This is a genomic window from Pseudomonas sp. NFACC42-2, assembly GCF_900116055.1.
Lineage (GTDB): Bacteria > Pseudomonadota > Gammaproteobacteria > Pseudomonadales > Pseudomonadaceae > Aquipseudomonas > Aquipseudomonas marginalis.
In genome coordinates this window covers 138,535-159,611 of record NZ_FOZO01000013.1, presented here as the reverse complement: position 1 = coordinate 159,611, position 21,077 = coordinate 138,535, and the positions used below count along the sequence as shown (strand labels likewise).

13 protein-coding genes and 2 pseudogenes are annotated in these 21,077 nt (G+C 61.5%); 12 read left to right on the top strand and 3 right to left on the bottom strand.

Going from position 1 to position 21,077, the window contains the following annotated elements; genetic code table 11:
- Nucleotides 1-448: 448 nt before the first annotated feature.
- A complete protein-coding gene (locus BM416_RS21595; protein ID WP_371263358.1) occupies nt 449-2,908 on the bottom strand; it encodes a penicillin-binding protein 1A in 2,460 nt (819 codons plus the stop codon).
- A 221-nt stretch (nt 2,909-3,129) separates the two neighbouring features.
- Between BM416_RS21595 and pilM the strand changes: the two genes are divergently transcribed.
- From pilM to BM416_RS21535, 11 genes and pseudogenes are all read left to right on the top strand, one after another.
- A complete protein-coding gene (pilM, locus tag BM416_RS21590; RefSeq protein ID WP_092489399.1) occupies nt 3,130-3,786 on the top strand; it encodes a type IV pilus biogenesis protein PilM in 657 nt (218 codons plus the stop codon).
- The gene (locus BM416_RS21585) at nt 3,783-4,334 is read left to right on the top strand and encodes a PilN domain-containing protein (RefSeq protein ID WP_092489395.1); all 552 of its coding nucleotides are present in this window, start codon (nt 3,783-3,785) and stop codon (nt 4,332-4,334) included. Before pilM ends, BM416_RS21585 begins: the two co-directional genes overlap by 4 nt.
- Nucleotides 4,331-5,302, top strand: coding sequence for a pilus assembly protein PilP (locus BM416_RS21580; protein ID WP_092489394.1), 972 nt, complete (start codon nt 4,331-4,333; stop codon nt 5,300-5,302). The genes BM416_RS21585 and BM416_RS21580 overlap by 4 nt, the downstream gene beginning before the upstream one ends.
- A gap of 138 nt (nt 5,303-5,440) precedes the next feature.
- Nucleotides 5,441-6,697, top strand: a pseudogene (locus BM416_RS21575) (type IV pilus secretin PilQ); the annotation flags it as partial.
- 4 nt (nt 6,698-6,701) lie between these two features.
- Entirely contained in the window at nt 6,702-7,220 is a 519-nt protein-coding gene (aroK, locus tag BM416_RS21570; protein ID WP_003171222.1) for a shikimate kinase AroK, read from the top strand.
- A 125-nt stretch (nt 7,221-7,345) separates the two neighbouring features.
- On the top strand, nt 7,346-8,446 hold the full coding sequence (gene aroB / locus BM416_RS21565; RefSeq protein ID WP_027605004.1) for a 3-dehydroquinate synthase: 1,101 nt from the start codon (nt 7,346-7,348) through the stop codon (nt 8,444-8,446).
- Nucleotides 8,447-8,456: 10 nt separating this feature from the next.
- A complete protein-coding gene (locus BM416_RS21560) occupies nt 8,457-10,001 on the top strand; it encodes an SPOR domain-containing protein (protein ID WP_027605003.1) in 1,545 nt (514 codons plus the stop codon).
- A 351-nt stretch (nt 10,002-10,352) separates the two neighbouring features.
- A complete protein-coding gene (gltB, locus tag BM416_RS21550; RefSeq protein WP_092489392.1) occupies nt 10,353-14,798 on the top strand; it encodes a glutamate synthase large subunit in 4,446 nt (1,481 codons plus the stop codon).
- 32 nt (nt 14,799-14,830) lie between these two features.
- Nucleotides 14,831-16,249 (top strand): FAD-dependent oxidoreductase, encoded by a 1,419-nt coding sequence (locus BM416_RS21545; RefSeq protein WP_092489391.1) that lies wholly within the window; start codon nt 14,831-14,833, stop codon nt 16,247-16,249.
- A gap of 242 nt (nt 16,250-16,491) precedes the next feature.
- Complete coding sequence (gene hemE, locus BM416_RS21540) at nt 16,492-17,559, top strand: uroporphyrinogen decarboxylase (protein ID WP_092489390.1); 1,068 nt, start codon at nt 16,492-16,494, stop codon at nt 17,557-17,559.
- Between the two features lie 195 nt (nt 17,560-17,754).
- Nucleotides 17,755-18,249 (top strand): annotated as a pseudogene (locus BM416_RS21535) (cytochrome b/b6 domain-containing protein); the annotation flags it as partial.
- Nucleotides 18,250-18,275: 26 nt separating this feature from the next.
- Here the strand turns inward: BM416_RS21535 and BM416_RS21530 are convergent.
- The gene (locus BM416_RS21530; protein WP_370671259.1) at nt 18,276-19,496 is read right to left on the bottom strand and encodes an MFS transporter; all 1,221 of its coding nucleotides are present in this window, start codon (nt 19,494-19,496) and stop codon (nt 18,276-18,278) included.
- A 172-nt stretch (nt 19,497-19,668) separates the two neighbouring features.
- Between BM416_RS21530 and BM416_RS21525 the strand changes: the two genes are divergently transcribed.
- The gene (locus BM416_RS21525; protein ID WP_092489389.1) at nt 19,669-20,562 is read left to right on the top strand and encodes a LysR family transcriptional regulator; all 894 of its coding nucleotides are present in this window, start codon (nt 19,669-19,671) and stop codon (nt 20,560-20,562) included.
- A gap of 46 nt (nt 20,563-20,608) precedes the next feature.
- Here the strand turns inward: BM416_RS21525 and BM416_RS21520 are convergent, their stop codons facing one another.
- Nucleotides 20,609-21,055, bottom strand: coding sequence for a hypothetical protein (locus BM416_RS21520; RefSeq protein ID WP_092489388.1), 447 nt, complete (start codon nt 21,053-21,055; stop codon nt 20,609-20,611).
- Nucleotides 21,056-21,077 lie beyond the last annotated feature (22 nt).

Below are 21,077 nucleotides of genomic sequence, written 5' to 3'. Positions count from 1 at the left end.
AGCGTCTTGAGCCAGCGTTTGAGTGCTGTTCGATTATTGGGGATGGCTTGTGTGGTTTGCAGATCGGCACGATAGACGAGCACCTCAGCCTTGGCCACATCAACACCCACGACCGTTTGCGAAGTAAGGATTGTCATGACGAATCCTCGGAGCTAGGGTTTAAGAGCTTGTTGGGGTCTACCGTTGCGCTGACTTGTCTCTATCGTCGGTCTTGCCGATGAATTCCTTATTGGCGCTTTTGGGTAGAAGGGGTGGGACGAAGTCTCCCACGGTCTGTACTGGTTAGAGTCAGAATCGGGCTTTTAGTCCCACCCACCCCTTCAAGTCTAAACATACAAGGGGGCTTGCCCCCGATTGCAGTGGGTCAGCTACAGATAAACTGGCTGGTCCACCGCTATCGGGGGCAAGCCCCCTTCCACATTGGATCTGTGTTTAAACACAGGCTCTGTTAGAACAGATCGATCGGCGCCGCCTCATCCGCCGGCAGCGGGCTGCCCGGGACGACGCCGTTGCCCAGCTCATTGACCGACGGCGGCGTATCTTCGCTCTTGAACAGTTCGAAGTACGCATTCGGCGTGCTCGGCGAGGCCGCACGGCCACTGACCGGGTCGATCCGCAGGCTGAGGATGCCTTCCGGCTCCGGTTGGGTGTGCAGCGGCTTGTCCTTCAAGGCCGCGCCCATGTAGCTCATCCAGATCGGCAGCGCGACGGTGCCGCCGAACTCGCGACGGCCAAGGCTTTCCGGCTGGTCATAGCCGGTCCACACGGTGGTCACGTAGTCGGCGTTATAGCCGGAGAACCAGGCATCCTTGGATTCGTTGGTGGTACCGGTCTTGCCCGCGATGTCCGCGCGGCCCAAGGCCAGGGCGCGACGGCCGGTGCCTTTCTTGATTACGTCTTCCAGGATGCTGTTGAGGATATAGGTGGTACGACCATCCACAATGCGCTCGGCCACGGCGGGTGCCTGCGGTTCGGTTGCAGCGGGGTTGGTGGCTGGCGCGGTTCCTGGGGTCGGCTCGATGGTGATACCGCCATTGCCTGGCGCCGCCAGGCCATCCGTTGCGGCGATGCCGTTGACCACATCACCCGGCACGCGTGGCGGGTTGGCGGTGAACAGGGTGTCGCCGTTGCGGCTTTCGATCTTGTCGATCAGGTACGGCGCGATCTTGTAGCCGCCGTTGGCAAAGGTGCTCCAGCCAGTGGCGATTTCCATCGGCGTGAGGGTCGCGGTACCCAAGGCCAGGGACAGGTTCGGCGGCAGGTCCGACTTGTTGAAGCCAAAGCGCGTGATGTAGTCGATGGTCTTGCCGACACCCATCGCCTGCAGCAGACGGATAGACACCAGGTTGCGTGACTTGTACAGCGCCTCACGGATACGGATAGGGCCAAGGAAAGTGTTGGTGTCGTTCTTCGGGCGCCAGACTTTGTCCAGGTACTCGTCGACGAACACGATGGGTGCATCGTTGACCAGGCTGGCGGCGGTGTAACCGTTATCCAGCGCGGCGCTGTAGATAAACGGCTTGAAGCTCGAGCCCGGCTGGCGCTTGGCCTGGGTGGCCCGGTTGTAGTTGCTCTGCTCGAACGCGAAGCCACCCACCAGGGCGCGGATTGCACCGTTCTGCGGGTCCAGCGATACCAGTGCGCCCTGGGCCAGCGGCACCTGGCTGAATTTCAGGCTGTCGTCCTTCTGGCGTTGCACGCGGATCAGGTCACCCACTTGCGCGACATCCGACGGTTGCTTCGGCATCGGGCCCATGCTGTTGGTGTTCAGGAACGGGCGCGCCCATTTCATGCTGTCCCAGGCCACGTGGGCTTCGCCGGTGCGGGTCAGTACCTGCACGCCATCTTTCTTCACCTGGGTGACGATGGCTGGCTCCAGGCCGCTGATCGCACGCTGTTTGCCCAGCTCGGCCGTCCAGGCGCTCAGGGTCTTGCCTGGCAGGCGCGACTCAGGGCCTCGGTAGCCGTGGCGCTGGTCGTAGGTGATCAGGCCGGAATGCACGGAGTCATTGGCGATCTCCTGCAAGTCGCTCGGAACCGTCGTGGTCACGCGGAAGCCTTCGGTGTAGGCCTCGCTGCCGTAACGACCGACCATCTCGGCACGCGCCATCTCGGCGATATACGGGGCATTCACTTCCGGCGTCGGCACGTGGTAGCTGGCGTTCAACGGCTCGGCCACCGCACTTTCATAGGCGGCCTGGTCGATCTTGCCCAGCTTGTACATGCGCCCCAGGATCCAGTCGCGGCGTTCTTTGCTGCGCGCCGGATTGGCCAGGGGGTTGAAGCGCGAAGGGGCCTTGGGCAGGCCGGCAATCATCGCCATCTGCGCCAGGCTGGCGTCACGAATCGACTTGCCATAGTAGACCTGCGAGGCCGCCTCGATCCCGTAGGCACGGTTGCCCAGGTAGATCTTGTTGACGTACAGCTCGAGGATCTCGTCCTTGGTCAACTGGCGTTCGATCTGCAATGCCAGCAGGATTTCAGTGGCTTTGCGCGAAAAACTGCGCTCGCTGGTGAGGAAGAAGTTCTTCGCCACCTGCATGGTGATGGTGCTGCCGCCGGATTGAATGTGTCCGCTTTTTACCAATTGCGTGGCCGCACGCACCAGGCTGCTGGGGTCGACGCCATAGTGGTTGGCAAAATTATCGTCTTCGGCCGACAGCAACGCGCTGATGAAATTAGGTGGAATGTCGGCAAAACGAATCGGTGTGCGGCGCATTTCGCCGAACTCCGCGATCAGCTTTTCATCGCTGCTGTAGACCCGCAAAGGAATCTGCAACTGGATACTTCTGAGGGCCTCTACGGAGGGTAAACCCGGACTAAGGTAGAGGTAGGCCCCGCTGAGTACGAGCAGCAGCCCGCAGACGATCGCGACAATGGAGTACCCGAAAAACTTCAGCAGACGGATCAAGGCTTTTGGATTTCCAGAGAAAAGAATGGGTTACGCGTCGGGGCATGCATGGCAAACGATGGATCGACCCGAGCTGCAGATAAAAAGCGGGGAAAAACGCTGGGCATTAAAGCATTTTTCGCCTTGGGGCGTCATTCGCGCCGGCTCAACAAGTCGACCGAATGCAGGGCTTCCGGCGGCAATCAGGCGTTAAGACAGGGAAAGCTTTGGGGAGTTTTATGGGAAAGGGATTTTTCAGGCGCAAAGTCGACACTGTCCTTGGCGTCGACATCAATGAGGCTGGGATCAAGCTGGTAGAGCTGAGCTGTTCAGCCAACCGTTACACCGTGCAGGGCTACGCCATACAGGCGCTGCCGGCCCAGGCCGTGGTCGACGGCGTCTGGCTGGACCTGGAAGGCATAGGCCATGCGCTGTACATGGCGCTGTCCCGGCTGCGCACGTCGGCCCGGCAGGCGGCAGTCGCCGTTTCCGGTCCTTCGGTCATTACACGGGTCATTGAAATGCAGGCAGGACTTGGCGACGACGAAATGGCCCTGAGGATCCAGGTGGAGGCAGAGCAATACATTCCCTACCCGCTGGACGAGGTGGCGCTGGACTTTCAGGTCCAGGGGCCGTCGACGCACGATCCCGCGCGGGTCGACGTGTTGTTGGCCGCGTGTCTGAAGGAGCACGTGGAGGTCCGTGAAGCCGTGTTGGCCCTGGCGGGGCTGGTGCCCAGGGTGGTGGATGTCGAAGGGTTTGCATTGGCGCGCGCTTGCCGTCAGGATTTCGCCAGCTTTACACCGGGCCATCGAGTCGATGGTGCACAGTGGATCGTGGATACCCCTGGGATGGGAGTCGCTTGCGGGTTGGCCCTGAGGAGTTTCGCTGGATGACACGAATCAATCTTTTGCCTTGGCGCCAGGCGCTGGCCGAGCGCAGGCGTAAATATTTCCTGATACTGCTGGTGGCGTTTGCCTGTGTCGCGCTCGCGACGGTGTGGCTGGCGGACCAGGTGATCGACCAGGCGATCGACCGGCAGGTGACGCGAAACGATCATGTGCGCAAGGACGTTGGCGTCCTGGACTCGCGTATCCAGACCATTGATGACCTCCAGGTGCAAAGCCAGCAACTGGCGGAACGCATGAAAGTCGTGCAGGACCTGCACGATAATCGCTCCGCCGGTGCACAGCTGCTGGATCAGTTGGCCCGTGCGGTGCCTGACGGTGTGCATTTGCATGAGGTCGTGGCGAAAGGCGATACGGTGAGTATCAGCGGCAGTGCTGAATCCAGCCAGGATATTGCCCAACTGATGCGTCGCCTGGAGGCATCCGAAGGCGCCCACGCCACTCGCCTGCAGCATGTACGAACCGAAGGCGCTCGCGGCAACACTGAATTCCAGTTGATGGTGCGCCAGGGAGAATCTTCCGAGGCCCAGCCATGAGCCGGCCCAGGCTCGAATTTTCCGCGCTGACTCACAATGCTGCCAAATGGCCCTTACCTGGCAGGATCTTGCTGGGCTGCGCGATGGCCGGCGTGGTGATGCTGGTGGGCGACCTTGTGTACCTCAGCCCGTCGCGGGAGCGCTTGCGCGAGGTCGAGGTGCAGGAAGTGGGCTTGCAGCAGCAACTCGCGGAAAAGGCCGTCCTGGCTGCCGATCTTGAAGAGCGGGCTCGCCAGGTCCAGCTTATGCAGGAGAAGATCAGCGGGCTTTTGCAGCAAATGCCCGAAGAGTCCGAAATGCCCGGCTTTCTTGAGGACATCGCCAGGATGGCGCTGGCCAATGGTTTGCTGATTGAGAGCGTCACTCCGCTGGATAAGCTGTCTCGGCCGTTCTATCACGAACAGCCCGTTCGCATCGGCGCCACGGGTACCTATCACGACCTGGCGACGTTTGTGAGTGCCCTGGGCGGCCTTTCGCGAATCGCCACGGCGCACGACATTGCCATGCGACGGGATGGCAAGCTGCTGCACCTTGATCTGCTGGCCAAGACGTATTGGCATGAGCGACAAGGTATCAAGCGGGACGCGGCTGTCATGCAAGGGCAACCCTTTGTATACGGTGCTTCTGGTATTCGCGATCCGTTCCAGCCCATTGCCCTGCAAGTCGACCGCGCGCCAGGGCGGACGGCCGCTGCGCCGGACCTCGCTCGCCCGCGGGAAGCCTTGGAAGGCCACCCAGTGGATCAGTTCGAGATGGTCGGCACGTTGTCCCGTGGGGCGCAGACCTTCGCCTTGCTGCGCCAGGCCTCAACCGTGCATCGCCTGGCAGTCGGCGACTATCTGGGTCCGGACCATGGTCGAGTTACAGCGATTCATGACGGCCATATCGAACTGGTCGAGTTATTTCCCGATGAACAGGGGGCATGGCTGGAGCGCCCGCGAACCCTCGTACTAAACGTCAACTCATAACGGAATCAAACAATGAAAAGGACTTTCTCGTCCTTCGGTGTGGCGCTATGGATAGCGTTCACGGCACCGATGGCTGCTGCTGTGCCCAATCGTGTGGACCTGATCCAGCTACCGCCTCCCGGCAGCGCGGTTTTGGGCGCCTCCAGCGGTGACAAGCTGAACCTCAACTTCCAGGACATCGGACTACGTGCTGCCTTGCAGCAAATCGCCGACGTGGCGGGCCTCAATCTGGTGGTCGGCGATGACGTACAGGGCTCTATCACCCTGCGGCTCAAAGGCGTGCCCTGGGATCAGGCGCTGGACCTGGTGCTGCAAACCAAAGGCTTGGATAAGCGGATAAAGGCTGGTGTCCTGCTGGTGGCGCCGGCCGAGGAGTTGGCTGCACGGGAACTGCTGGCGCTTGAGTCGCGCAAGCAAATGGCTGACCTGGCGCCGCTGCGCCGTGAGTTACTGCAAGTCAACCACGCCAAGGCGGCAGACCTGGCCAAGCTGTTTCAGTCGGTGAGCGGCTTTGAAGGCACGACCGATGAGCGTGGTTCGGTGGCAGTGGATGACCGCACCAATAACATCATTGCCTACCAGACCGGCGAGCGCCTGGAAGAGTTGCGGCGGATCGTGGCGCAACTGGATGTGCCGGTGCGCCAGGTGATGATCGAAGCGCGGATTGTCGAGGCCAATGTCGACTACGACAAAAGCCTGGGCGCGCGCTGGGGTGGGCGGCTCACTCGCGGGAATTGGGCTGCCGGGGGTATCCAGAAGCCTTTGCCGGACGGTGCCCAGGCGCCGGAAAACGTGCCCGGCTCGCCATTTGTCGACCTGGGTTCACTCACGGGTACATCAGGCCTGGGCATTGCTTTCATCACCGATAACCTCCTGCTGGACCTGGAACTGACCGCCATGGAGAAAACCGGCAATGGCGAAATCGTCTCGCAGCCCAAGGTGGTCACTTCCGACAAGGAAACCGCGCGCATTCTAAAGGGCACCGAAATTCCCTATCAGGAATCCACCTCCCAGGGTGCTACCTCGGTGTCGTTCAAGGAGGCGTCCCTGTCGTTGGAGGTCACGCCGCAGATCACCCCCGATGACCATGTGATCATGGTGGTCAAGGTCACCAAGGATGAGCCCGACTATCTCAACAAACTCAACGACGTACCGCCGATCAAGAAAAACGAGGTGAATGCCAAGGTGCTGGTCAAGGATGGCGAGACCATCGTCATTGGCGGGGTTTTCTCCAATACCCAAAGCAAAGTGGTAGATAAAGTGCCATTTTTGGGCGATGTGCCGTATCTTGGCCGCCTTTTCCGGCGCGATGTGCTGGCGGAGAAAAAATCCGAGCTGCTGGTATTCCTGACTCCGCGTATTATGAATAACCAGGCGATTGCTGTGAGTCGTTGATTCTGTGCGAAATTTGATTCTTGTAGGACCGATGGGGGCTGGAAAAAGCACCATCGGCCGATTGCTGGCCAAAGAGCTGCGCCTGCCATTCAAAGATTCCGACAAGGAAATTGAATTGCGCACGGGTGCCAATATCCCATGGATCTTCGATAAGGAAGGCGAGTTGGGCTTTCGCGACCGCGAGCAGGCGATGATTGCCGAGCTGTGCGGCTGCGATGGCGTGGTATTGGCCACCGGCGGCGGCGCGGTGATGCGCGATGAAAATCGGCGGGCGTTGCATGCCGGTGGTCGGGTGGTCTATCTGCATGCGTCGGTCGAGCAGCAGGTGGGGCGTACCGCCCGTGATCGCAATCGTCCTTTGCTGCGCACGGCGAACCCGGAAAAAACCTTGCGCGACCTGCTCGCGCTGCGCGATCCGCTGTATCGGGAAATCGCCGATCTGGTGGTGGAAACCGATGAGCGGCCGCCTAGGATGGTGGTTCTCGACATTCTCGAGCGCCTGCAACGGCTGCCACCCCGTTAAAGCCAGGCCCGAAATGCGCTATTCTCGGCGGCGCGCTATCACCCTGCGGGGTGTGGCGTAGAGCCATCAGGCAACGTCAGATCTCGACGTTACCGGTCGTCAATACATCTTCAACGCGGGGACACATGCAGACACTTAAGGTCGATCTAGGCGAGCGCAGCTACCCGATCCATATTGGCGAAGGTCTGCTGGACCAGCCCGAATTGCTGGCCCCGCATATCGCCGGGCGGCAAGTGGCAATCATCTCCAACGAGACGGTCGCGCCGCTGTATCTTGAGCGTCTGAGCCGCAGCCTGGCGGCGTACTCAGTGATCTCCGTGATTCTGCCCGATGGCGAAGCCCACAAGAACTGGGAAACCCTGCAACTGATCTTTGATGGCCTGCTGACCGCGCGCCATGACCGCCGAACCACCGTGATTGCCCTGGGCGGCGGTGTGATCGGCGACATGGCCGGCTTTGCAGCGGCCTGCTACCAGCGCGGCGTGGACTTTATCCAGGTGCCGACCACCCTGTTGTCCCAGGTCGATTCGTCGGTGGGCGGCAAGACCGGCATCAACCACCCGTTGGGCAAAAACATGGTCGGCGCGTTCTACCAGCCCCAGGCTGTGCTGATCGACACCGCGACGCTCAACACCTTGCCACCGCGGGAACTGTCGGCGGGCCTGGCGGAAGTCATCAAGTACGGGTTGATCTGCGACGAACCCTTCCTGGCCTGGCTGGAAGAACATGTGGACGCCCTGCGCGCACTCGACCAGGTGGCGCTCACCGAGGCGATTTCCCGCTCCTGCGCCGCCAAGGCGCTGGTGGTGAACGCCGACGAGCGGGAGTCCGGTGTGCGGGCCACCTTGAACCTGGGGCACACCTTCGGCCATGCGATCGAAACGCACATGGGCTATGGTGTGTGGTTGCATGGAGAGGCCGTAGCGGCTGGCACAGTGATGGCATTGGAGATGTCGCAACGTCTGGGCTGGATCAGCGCCCAGGAGCGGGATCGCGGTATCCGCCTGTTCCAGCGTGCCGGTTTGCCGGTTATCCCGCCGGAAGAGATGACCGAGGCGGACTTCCTCGAACATATGGCAATAGACAAGAAAGTGATCGACGGTCGCCTGCGACTGGTGCTGTTGCGCCATATGGGTGAAGCGGTAGTGACCGACGATTATCCGAAAGAGATTTTACAGGCCACGCTGGGAGCGGATTACCGCGCCCTGGCTCAGCTGAAAGGTTAATAAGATCCCGATGACTAGTTTGCATGCCGACGAGGCGTTCCTCGGCCATTACCAGTTAAGCCACGACCCTTTTGCTCCACGGGTGCCTGGTTTCAAATTTTTCCCGGCCCAGCGCAAGCCGGTGCTGGGGCAACTGCACCATCTCGCGCGCTACAGCCAGCTGCTGCTGGTCGTCACGGGCCCGTTGGGCAGCGGCAAGACCTTGCTGCGCCAGGCCCTGGTGGCCAGCACCAACAAACAGTCCGTACAGAGCGTGGTGGTGTCGGCCCGTGGTGCCGGTGATGCGGCGGGCGTGCTGCGTCAGGTAGCCCAGGCGCTGGATGTCGCCACTGCCGAGCCGAATGCGATCCTCAAGCAGGTGGTGCAACTGGGTCTGACCGGCCAGGAAGTCTACCTGCTGGTGGATGACGCCGAGCAGCTCGACGAATCCGCCCTGGAGGCGCTGCTGGCGCTGGCGGCGGGCACGCCGGAAGGTCGCCCCCATGTGTTCCTGTTCGGTGAATCGTCGTTGATCGCCGATCTGGAGCAGATCAGCGGTGATCAGGAGCTGTTCCACGTTATCGAACTGCAGCCGTACGAAGAGGACGAAACTCGGGAATACCTGGCTCAACGCCTCGAAGGCGCAGGGCAGGGCATCGAACTTTTCTCCGCTGCGCAGATCTCTGATATTCACGAAAGCTCCGACGGCTGGCCTGGCACCATCAACCAGGTCGCCCGCGATGCCATGATCGAAGCCATGATTGCCAGCCGCTCCGCGGTCAAGCGTCCAAAGATGGGGTTCACTATGCCTAAGAAGCACGTATTGGCAATTTCCGCCGTTGTCGTGGTTGCGGTTGCCGCCGCCTGGTTGATTCCGGGTCGCAGCAAGGCACCGACCACCGCCGGTGCGCCAACCGAACAGGCGCAGTTGCCACTGGGCAAGCCCACGCCGAATGTCGAGTTCGCCAATTCCGGTCAGCCGACCAACCTGCCGATGGTGGGCCAGCCGGTGATGCGTGGCCCGCTCGCCGAAGAAGCCGGTGGTATCTCCGAAGGCGACGACGGCGTGCCGGTGGAAGGCTCCAGCGCCACACCGCCGACCGTGACCACTACTGCGCCACCTGCGGGCGTTCCCGCAGGTACGCCAGCGACCCCTGTGGCGCCAGCCGCCAAGCCGACCCCGGCACCGACCGTGGCCACTGCCAAGCCTGCGGCGCCAGTGGCGAAGCCGGCTCCGGCGCCAGCCGCCAAACCGGCTGAAAAGCCGGCAGCCACCGTCGCCAAGGCCGGCAGCAGCTGGTACAGCAGCCAGCCCACCGGCAACTTCGTCGTGCAGATCCTCGGCACCAGCTCCGAAGCGAACGCCCAGGCGTTCGTGAAAGAGCAGGGCGGCGAATACCGTTATTTCAAGAAAGTGCTCAACGGCAAGCCTCTCTACGTGATCACCTACGGCAGCTTCCCAAGCCGTGCCGCAGCTGATTCCGCCATCAAAGCCTTGCCAGCGAAGGTTCAGGCTGGTAAACCTTGGCCTCGCACTGTCGCCAGCGTTCAACAAGAACTGGCAGCAACTCGCTGAAGATCCGGCGGCCTTACCCAGGCCGCCCTCCCGGCACCTCAAAAAAGATCGCAAGGCGTGCAGCCCCTCCAGGCCGCGCGCTTTGTGGTGTCTGCGTTACAGTAGCTTTTGAGTCGTAGCGGTCAGAATTAAAAAAGTTTTGACTAGCACAGCATATCGCTTTAAACCTTTCATAAATGCGACATAGATTTGCGACATTTCGTCGCTAAATTTGTGAGCGTTCGTGTCGGTGTGTACAATGACCTCCCTTTTGCCCCCGCTAAGCCGGCGTACGTTCGGCGTGGAAGGTAACCGGTTGAATTGAAAAGAAATTTGCCTCGTTACAAGAGGCAGCCTGGTGAGAAAGTGTCTATGAAAGCAGGTCTGTACCAACCCGATGAATTCAAGGATAACTGCGGTTTCGGCCTGATAGCCCATATGCAGGGCGAGCCCAGTCATACCCTTTTGCAAACGGCCATCGAGGCCCTGACCTGCATGACCCACCGCGGTGGGATCAACGCCGACGGCAAGACCGGTGACGGTTGCGGCTTGCTGATTCAAAAGCCCGACCAATTCCTGCGCGCGGTCGCCAAGGAGCATTTCGCGGTCGACCTGCCCAAGCAGTACGCCGTGGGCATGGTGTTTTTCAACCAGGACCCGGTCAAAGCCGAAGCCGCTCGCGAGAACATGAACCGCGAGATCGTCGCTGCTGGCCTGCAGCTGGTGGGCTGGCGCAAAGTGCCGATCGACACCAGCGTGCTCGGCCGCCTGGCCCTGGAGCGCCTGCCCCAGATCGAACAAGTGTTCATCGCAGGCGACGGCCTGAGCGACCAGGATATGGCGATCAAGCTGTTCACCTCCCGTCGTCGCTCGTCCGTGGCCAACGCCGCCGATGCCGACCACTACATCTGCAGCTTTTCCCACAAGACCATCATTTATAAAGGCCTGATGATGCCGGCGGACTTGACCGCCTTCTATCCAGACCTGAGCGATGAGCGCCTGCAAACCGCCATTTGCGTGTTCCACCAGCGCTTCTCCACCAACACCCTGCCGAAATGGCCTCTGGCCCAGCCATTCCGCTTCCTCGCCCACAACGGCGAGATCAACACCATCACCGGCAACCGCAACTGGGCCGTGGCCCGTCGCACCAAGTTCGCCAACGATTTGATGGACCTGGAAGAACTCGGCCCACTGGTCAACCGCGTGGGCTCCGACTCCTCCAGCATGGACAACATGCTCGAGCTGATGGTCACCGGCGGCATCGACCTGTTCCGTGGCGTGCGCATGATCATTCCGCCTGCGTGGCAGAACGTCGAGACCATGGACCCGGACCTGCGTGCATTCTACGAGTACAACTCAATGCACATGGAGCCGTGGGACGGCCCGGCCGGCGTGGTCATGACCGACGGTCGCTACGCGGTGTGCCTGCTCGACCGTAACGGTCTGCGCCCGGCCCGCTGGGTCACGACCACCAACGGTTTCATCACCCTGGCCTCGGAAATCGGCGTGTGGGACTACAAGCCGGAAGACGTGATCGCCAAAGGCCGTGTAGGCCCTGGCCAGATCCTCGCCGTGGACACCGAAACCGGCCAGATCCTCGACACCGATGCCATCGACAACCGCTTGAAGTCCCGTCACCCGTACAAGCAATGGCTGCGCAAGAATGCCCTGCGCATCCAGGCGACCATGGAAGACAACGACCACGGTTCGGCGTTCTACGACATCGACCAGCTCAAGCAGTACATGAAGATGTACCAGGTCACGTTCGAAGAGCGCGACCAGGTGCTGCGCCCGCTCGGCGAGCAAGGCTACGAGGCGGTCGGCTCCATGGGCGATGACACGCCGATGGCCGTGCTGTCCCAGCGCGTGCGCACGCCGTACGACTATTTCCGCCAGCAGTTCGCCCAGGTGACCAACCCACCGATCGACCCGCTGCGCGAAGCCATCGTGATGTCCCTGGAAGTCTGCCTCGGTGCCGAGCGCAACATCTTCCAGGAGTCGCCTGAGCACGCCTCCCGCGTGATCCTCAGCTCGCCGGTCGTTTCCCCGGCCAAGTGGCGTTCGCTGATGACCCTGGAGCGCCCGGGTTTCGACCGCCAGATCATCGACCTGAACTACGACGAGAGCCTCGGCCTTGAAGCCGCTGTGCGCAACGTCGCCGACCAGGCCGAAGAAGCCGTGCGCGCCGGGCGTACCCAGATCGTGCTGACCGACCGTCATATCGCTCCAGGCAAGTTGCCGATCCACGCGTCCCTGGCCACCGGCGCGGTGCACCACCGCCTGACCGAAAAAGGCCTGCGCTGCGACTCCAACATCCTCGTGGAAACCGCTACCGCCCGCGACCCGCACCACTTTGCGGTGTTGATCGGTTTCGGCGCCTCGGCGGTGTACCCGTTCCTCGCTTATGAAGTGCTGGGTGACCTGATCCGTACCGGTGAAGTCCTGGGCGACCTCTACGAGGTGTTCAAGAACTACCGCAAGGGCATCACCAAGGGCCTGCTGAAGATCCTGTCGAAGATGGGCATCTCCACCGTCACCTCATACCGTGGCGCGCAGCTGTTCGAAGCCATCGGCCTGTCGGAAGAAGTTTGCGAGCTGAGCTTCCGTGGCGTGCCGAGCCGCATCAAGGGTGCGCGTTTCGTCGACATCGAAGCCGAACAGAAAGCCCTGGCCGCCGAAGCCTGGAGCGCGCGCAAGCCGATCCAGCAAGGTGGCCTGCTCAAGTTCGTGCACGGTGGCGAATACCACGCCTACAACCCGGATGTGGTGAGCACCCTGCAAGCCGCCGTGCAGCAGGGCGACTACGCCAAGTTCAAGGAATATACCGCGCTGGTGGATAACCGCCCGGTGTCGATGATCCGCGACCTGTTCAAGGTGAAGACCCTGGACACGCCGCTGGCTATCAGCGAAATCGAACCGCTGGAATCGATCCTCAAGCGCTTCGACTCTGCCGGTATTTCCCTCGGCGCCTTGTCGCCTGAGGCCCACGAAGCCCTGGCCGAAGCCATGAACCGCCTGGGCGCGCGTTCCAACTCCGGTGAAGGCGGTGAAGACCCGGCGCGCTACGGCACGATCAAGAGCTCGAAAATCAAGCAGGTTGCCACTGGCCGTTTCGGTGTGACCCCGGAATACCTGGTCAATGCCGAAGTGCTGCAGATCAAGGTGGCCCAGGGCGCCAAGCCCGGTGAGGGCGGCCAGCTGCCGGGCGGCAAGGTCAATGGCCTGATCGCCAAGCTGCGTTATGCGGTACCGGGCGTGACCCTGATCTCGCCACCGCCGCACCACGACATCTACTCGATTGAAGATTTGTCGCAGCTGATTTTCGACCTGAAACAAGTCAACCCGCAGGCCCTGGTCTCGGTGAAACTGGTTGCAGAAGCGGGCGTCGGTACCATCGCCGCCGGCGTGGCCAAGGCCTATGCCGACCTGATCACCATCTCCGGCTACGACGGCGGCACCGGCGCATCGCCGCTGACCTCGATCAAGTACGCCGGCGCACCGTGGGAACTGGGCCTGGCGGAAACCCACCAGACCCTGCGCGGCAACGACCTGCGCGGCAAAGTGCGGGTGCAGACCGACGGTGGCCTGAAAACCGGCCTCGACGTGATCAAGGCCGCCATCCTCGGCGCCGAGAGCTTCGGTTTCGGCACCGCGCCGATGATCGCACTGGGCTGCAAATACCTGCGCATCTGCCACCTGAACAACTGCGCCACCGGCGTCGCCACTCAGAACGAGAAGCTGCGCAAGGATCACTACATCGGCACCGTCGACATGGTGGTGAATTTCTTCACCTACGTCGCCGAAGAAACCCGTGAGTGGCTGGCCAAGCTGGGCGTGCGTTCCCTGGAAGAGCTGATCGGGCGTACCGATCTGCTGGACATCCTCGAAGGCCAGACCGCCAAGCAACAGCACCTGGACCTGACGCCGTTGTTGGGCAGCGATCACATCCCGGCAGACAAGCCACAATTCTGCCAGGTGGATCGCAACCCGCCGTTCGACAAAGGCCTGCTGGCCGAGAAGATGGTCGAGATGGCCGGTTCCTCGATCAACGACGCCAGTGGTGGCGAATTCGCCCTGGATATCTGCAACTGCGACCGTTCCATCGGCGCACGCGTTTCCGGCGAAATCGCGCGCAAGCACGGCAACCAGGGCATGGCCAAGGCGCCAATCACCTTCCGCTTCAAGGGCACTGCGGGCCAGAGCTTCGGCGTGTGGAACGCCGGCGGCCTGCACATGTACCTGGAAGGCGACGCCAACGACTACGTAGGCAAGGGCATGACCGGCGGCAAGCTGGTCATCGTTCCGCCTAAAGGCAGCGTCTACAAGACCCAGGACAGTGCCATCATCGGCAACACCTGCCTGTACGGCGCCACCGGTGGCAAGCTGTTCGCCGCGGGTACGGCCGGTGAGCGTTTCGCCGTGCGTAACTCCGGTGCCCACACCGTGGTGGAAGGCACGGGCGATCACTGCTGCGAGTACATGACCGGGGGCTTTGTCGCGGTATTGGGCAAGACCGGTTACAACTTCGGCTCGGGCATGACCGGCGGTTTCGCCTACGTGCTCGACCAGGACAACACCTTCGTCGACCGGGTCAACCACGAGTTGGTCGAGATCCAGCGGATCAGCGGCGAAGCCATGGAATCCTACCGGAACCACTTGCAGCACGTGCTGGACGAGTACGTCGAGGAGACCGGCAGCGAATGGGGGCGTAACCTCGCCGAAAACCTCGATGATTACCTGCGTCGTTTCTGGCTGGTCAAGCCCAAGGCTGCCAACCTGAAATCGTTGCTTTCCAGCATCCGTGCCAACCCGCAGTGATATGCGCCTGAAGAGTTTGATGAGGTTTTAACATGGCTGAACGTCTGAATAACGACTTCCAGTTCATCGATGTCGGGCGCAAAGATCCGAAGAAGAAACTGTTGCGTCAACGCAAGAAAGAGTTCGTGGAAATCTACGAACCCTTCAAACCCCAGCATTCGGCCGATCAGGCCCACCGCTGCCTGGGTTGCGGTAACCCGTATTGCGAATGGAAGTGCCCGGTGCACAACTTCATTCCCAACTGGCTCAAGCTGGTGGCCGAGGGTAACATCCTCGCTGCCGCCGAGCTGTCCCACCAGACCAACACCCTGCCGGAAGTCTGCGGCCGGGTGTGCCCGCAGGACCGTCTCTGCGAGGGTGCCTGTACCCTGAACGACGGTTTCGGCGCGGTGACCATCGGTTCGGTGGAGAAGTACATCACCGATACCGCGTTCGCCATGGGCTGGCGTCCGGACATGTCCAAGGTCAAGCCGACCGGCAAGCGTGTCGCGATCATCGGTGCGGGCCCGGCGGGCCTGGGCTGTGCCGACGTACTGGTGCGCGGCGGCGTGACCCCGGTGGTGTTCGACAAGAACCCGGAAATCGGCGGCCTGCTGACCTTCGGCATCCCCGAGTTCAAGCTGGAAAAGACCGTGTTGAGCAATCGCCGCGAAGTCTTCACCGGCATGGGCATCGAGTTCCGCCTGAACACGGAGATCGGCAAAGACGTGACCATGGAGCAGCTGCTCGCCGAATACGATGCGGTGTTCATGGGCATGGGCACCTACACCTACATGAAGGGCGGCTTTGCCGGTGAGGACCTGCCGGGCGTTTACGACGCGTTGGACTTCCTGATCGCCAACGTCAACCGCAACCTGGGCTTTGAAAAGTCGCCGGAAGATTTCGTCGACATGAAAGGCAAGAAGGTCGTGGTCCTCGGCGGCGGCGACACCGCGATGGACTGCAACCGTACCTCGATCCGCCAGGGCGCCAAGTCGGTGACCTGTGCGTATCGCCGTGACGAAGCCAACATGCCCGGCTCGCGCAAAGAGGTGAAGAACGCCAAGGAAGAAGGCGTGAAATTCCTCTACAACCGCCAGCCGATCGCCATCGTCGGTGAAGACCGCGTCGAAGGCGTGAAGGTGGTCGAGACCCGTCTCGGCGAACCGGACGCCCGTGGCCGCCGCAGCCCCGAGCCGATCCCGGGCTCCGAAGAGATCATCCCGGCCGACGCCGTGGTCATCGCCTTCGGCTTCCGTCCAAGCCCGGCGCCGTGGTTCGAGCAGTTCGAGATCCAGACCGACAGCCAGGGCCGCGTTGTCGCCCCGGAACAAGGCCAGTACAAGCACCAGACCAGCAACCCGAAAATCTTCGCCGGTGGCGACATGGTGCGCGGCTCTGACCTAGTGGTGACGGCGATCTTCGAAGGCCGCAATGCCGCCGAAGGGATCCTGGACTACCTGAACGTTTAACCCTGATCCCAGGTTGAAATGGGATCAAAATGTGGGAGGGGGCTTGCCCCCGATAGCGGTGGTTCAGTGACAGATTCTGAGACTGACACACTGCAATCGGGGGCAAGCCCCCTCCCACATTTGATTTGCGCAGGTTCAAGATATTGTCGTAAATCAACCCGATAGACAAAAGGCACCGCTCTTGCCGTGCCTTTTGCGTCGCGCTCTGAGAAAATGCCCGCACTTTTTTTGCGGATGCCGACATGACTGCCCTCAAGAACGACCGTTTCCTTCGTGCCCTGCTCAAGCAACCCGTGGACGTCACCCCTGTGTGGATGATGCGTCAAGCCGGTCGCTACCTGCCGGAATACCGCGCCAGTCGCGCCCACGCCGGCGACTTCATGAGCCTGTGCATGAACCCGGAGTTCGCCTGCGAAGTCACGCTGCAGCCACTGGATCGCTACCCGCAACTGGATGCGGCCATCCTCTTCTCCGACATCCTCACCATCCCTGACGCCATGGGCCAAGGCCTGTACTTCGAGACCGGCGAAGGCCCGCGTTTCAAGAAAGTCATCAGCACCCTGGCCGATATCGAAGCCCTGCCGATCCCCGACCCGCACAAAGACCTCGGCTACGTGATGGACGCCGTCAGCACCATCCGCCGCGAGCTGAACGGCCGCGTGCCGCTGATCGGCTTCTCCGGCAGCCCATGGACCCTGGCCACCTATATGGTCGAAGGCGGCTCGTCGAAAGACTTCCGCAAGACCAAGGCCATGCTCTACGACAACCCGCAAGCCATGCACCTGTTGCTGGACAAGCTGGCCCAGTCGGTCACTTCCTACCTCAACGGCCAGATCATGGCCGGTGCGCAAGCCGTGCAGATCTTCGATACCTGGGGTGGCAACCTGTCGGCGGCGGCGTACCAGGAATTCTCCCTGGCCTACATGCGCAAGATCGCCAGCGGCCTGATCCGTGAACACGAAGGCCGCAAAGTGCCGGTCATCCTGTTCACCAAGGGCGGTGGCCTGTGGCTTGAAAGCATCGCCGACGCTGGCGCGGATGCACTGGGCCTGGATTGGACCTGCGATATCGGCGAAGCCCGTCGTCGTGTCGGTGACAAGGTCGCGCTGCAAGGCAACATGGACCCGACCGTGCTGTACGCCAAGCCGGAAGCGATCCGCACCGAAGTCGGCCGCATCCTGGCCAGCTACGGCACAGGCAGCGGCCACGTGTTCAACCTCGGCCATGGCATCACTCCGGAAGTGAACCCGGACCATGCGGGTGCGTTCCTGCAGGCCGTGCACGAGCTGTCAGCGCAATACCACCCGTAATACTCCCGCCTGAATCGGATCCCCCTTTGCCTGGCGAAGGGGGATTCGCTGCGTTTCAGCGTTCGTTAAGTCCTGCCTTGGTAGTGTGGGTGCTTTGGGATTTCTCCTACAGCCTCTGGTAACTCGCCTCGGTAAAAATCCTACCCGACTCTTCCTCTCGCCAGTGCATGGCGTTCATTGTCAGGTGATCTCAGGATGAACACTTCAGCGTATTCAACGAGCCAGAAACTGCTGCATTGGGTTTCGGCTGTCATTATTGTGTGGGCGTTATTGTCGGGTTTTTTCGTGGCGGTATTCAGCGTGCCCGCCTCGGTCAAGGCGTGGGTGGCGTTCTTCAATGTGTCGCTGACCACTGTCTATATTCCGGTGTTTGTCTTGCGGGTCTATTGTTCCTTTGCCCACGGCCTGGACTTTTCCGTCAAGCGAACGCCGCAGGAATACCTGGCGTTGCTGGTTCACAAGGCCATGTACCTGGTGCTCGCCGTGGTGTTGGCGACCGGCGTGCTGATGATGGATCGCCCGATCAATATCTTTAACCTGCTCTCCATCGCCCCCCTCGACAACGACCCGGCCCGCGTCGCCCTGTATACCCGTGTGCATGTGCTCTCGTGTGTGGGGTTGCTGCTGATGCTGGTCCTGCATATCGGCGCCGTAGTCATGCATGAGCGCCGGGGCAAGCGGGTGATGGCGCGGATGTTGTTCAAGGCGCCGGTTGTTCAAGGGGCGGTCAGCGGCGGCAACTTCGCCAACTTTAACGCCACCAGCAACGCACCCATCAATAGCGCCACGATAAACGCGCCGATGCCGTTCCATCCGCCGAAGTGCCAGAAGAATCCGCCCGCTGTCCCGGCGATGCTTGAGCCTACGTAATAGCAAAACAGATACAGCGACGACGCCTGTCCCTTGGCTTTCACCGCGCGGCGCCCGATCCAGCTGCTGGCCACCGAGTGGGCGCCAAAGAAGCCGAAGGTGAAGATCAGCATGCCCGGCACCACCAGCCACAGTGGGGTGAACAGGGTCAGGGCCATGCCGGCGAGCATCAGCACGATGGTGGCCCAGAGCACGCGGCGGCGGCCGAGGCGGTCGGCCAGGGAGCCGATTTTCGCCGAGCTGTAGATGCCCGAGAGGTACACCAGCGACAGCAGGCCCACCACGGCCTGGCTCAGGTCATACGGGTCGGCCAGCAGGCGATAGCCGATGTAGTTGAACATTGTCACGAACGCGCCCATCAGCAGGAAGGCTTCAAGGAACAGCCATGGCAGGCCGGCATCCTTGAAATGCATGACGAAGCCATCCACCAGGCTGCGTGGCTTGAGGCTGCTGGCGCGGAAGTTGCGCGATTCGGGGAGGATTTTCCAGAACACCGTGGCGGCAATCAGCGCCAGGGCGCCGATGATCAGCATTGCGGTGTGCCAGCTGACGAAGTCGATCAGTACACCGATGATCAGGCGTCCGCTCATGCCCCCGATGGCGTTGCCGCCGATGTACAGGCCCATGGCCAGGCCGATGTGCTGGGGGTGGATCTCTTCGCTCAGGTACGTCATCGCCACGGCTGCCAGGCCGCTCAAGGACAGGCCTACCAGCGCACGCATCAGCAGAATCCCTTCCCAGGACGGCATCAGGCCGCTGGCGATGGTCGCCAGCGCTGCGCAAAACAACGCGGCGACCATCACCGGCTTGCGGCCCAGGGTGTCGGAAATCGGCCCGGTAATCAGCAAACCCAGCGCCAGCATCGCCGTCGCCACTGAGAGGATCAGGCTGCTTTGTGCCGCATTGATCGAGAACTCATGGGACAGCGCCGGCATCATCGGCTGCACGCAATACAGCAGGGCGAACGTGGCGAAGCCGCCGGAGAACAGCGCCAGCACCGTGCGCATGAACATCGGCGTGCCTTTTTCGATGTACGCGTCATTGAGCTGCGCCACCACCTCATCCAGGGCGGTGGGCGGGACTTCTTGGGCGAATGGAGCGACAGCAGATTTCACGGAGACCTCGGGGTGGAAAAGCCTGCCAGGACTGGCAATGCAAAAAAGAATATAGCTGGCTAATGATTCTTTCCAATATATTGTTCGACCCGTTTGATAGCTTTTACGACCTAATGAGGCTGGCATGGAACTACGTCACCTGCGGTACTTCATTGCCGTTGCCGAAGAACTGCACTTCGGCCGTGCCGCGCAGGTGCTGGGCATCTCGCAACCGCCATTGAGCCAGCAGATCCAGGCGCTGGAGCAGGAGGTGGGGGCTCGGTTATTCGAGCGGACCAATCGTCGGGTCGAGCTGAGCGAGGCCGGGCGCCTGTTCCTGCACGAGGCGCGGCTGGTGCTGGCCCAGGTCGACAAGGCGGCGGATGTGGCCCGCCGCGCGCAGTTGGGGGAGCTGGGCGAGCTGAAGATCGGCTTCACCTCGTCGGCGCCGTTCAACTCCACGATTCCGCAGGCGATCTTCGCGTTTCGCCAGGCCTTCCCGGCGGTGCACCTGAACCTGCAGGAAATGAGCAGCACCGAAGTGGCCGAATCGCTGGTGGATGAGTCGATCCAGGTTGGGCTGATGCGTCCGCTGCCGCTGCCGGACTCATTGAGTGTGATTGAGCTGATGCGCGAACCGCTGGTCGCTGTGTTGAATGCCGGTCATCCGTTGGTGGAGGGCAGCGAGAGCGGCCTGCACTTGGCGCAACTGGCGCAGGAGCCGTTTGTGTTTTTTCCGCGCACTTACGGCAGTGGCCTGTATGCCCAACTGCTGAACCTGGCCCGCGATGCCGGCTTCAGCCCGCACTTCGCCCAGGAAGCGGGGGAGGCGATGACCATTATCGGTTTGGTGGCGGCGGGGTTGGGGGTGTCGGTGTTGCCGGCGTCATACCAACGGATACGGATCGATGGCGTGGTGTATCGCACCTTGCTGGATCAGGAGGCGGTGACGGCGGTATGGCTGGTGCAGCGCAAAGGCGCACAAACGCCGATGGCGAAGGCGTTTGTGGAGTTATTGACGCGCAAGGCGGTGCAATAACTCCCCGTGAACGGGCTCGCCACAGCGGTTGTGCCTGGCTTTGGTTTTACTTTGAGGTGCCCGTCTGCTCGAACAACTGCGCTGCCGACCCCGCCTCACCACTCATGCCATTGCTGCGCAATCCCGCCATGATGTCGCTGTCCAGGTTGTTCACCCAACGGTTGTAGTTGCGATGGATCTTGCCGTCCTTGTAGCCCAGTTGGCGGCTGTCGCGGTAGGTGATGGCGTAGCTGTTGCGGGTGTAGCGGATGTCGATGGCCGCGTAGTACTGGTTGCGCACGGTGATCTCGGCCTGTACCAGCTGCGGGCTCAGGCGTTGCACCGTCCATTCGCGTTTTTGCAGGGCGTTGACGATCACCGTTTTCATTTTCTCTTCACTGACCTGGGCGTCGGCCGGCAGGTCGTGCTGGGTGTTGAGGATCGGTTTGCTGGTACAGCCGGCGGTGGTCAGCAGGGCCAGGGTGATCAGCGTAGCGCGTAGCAAGGAAGACATTCCGTATTCTCCAATCGATTAA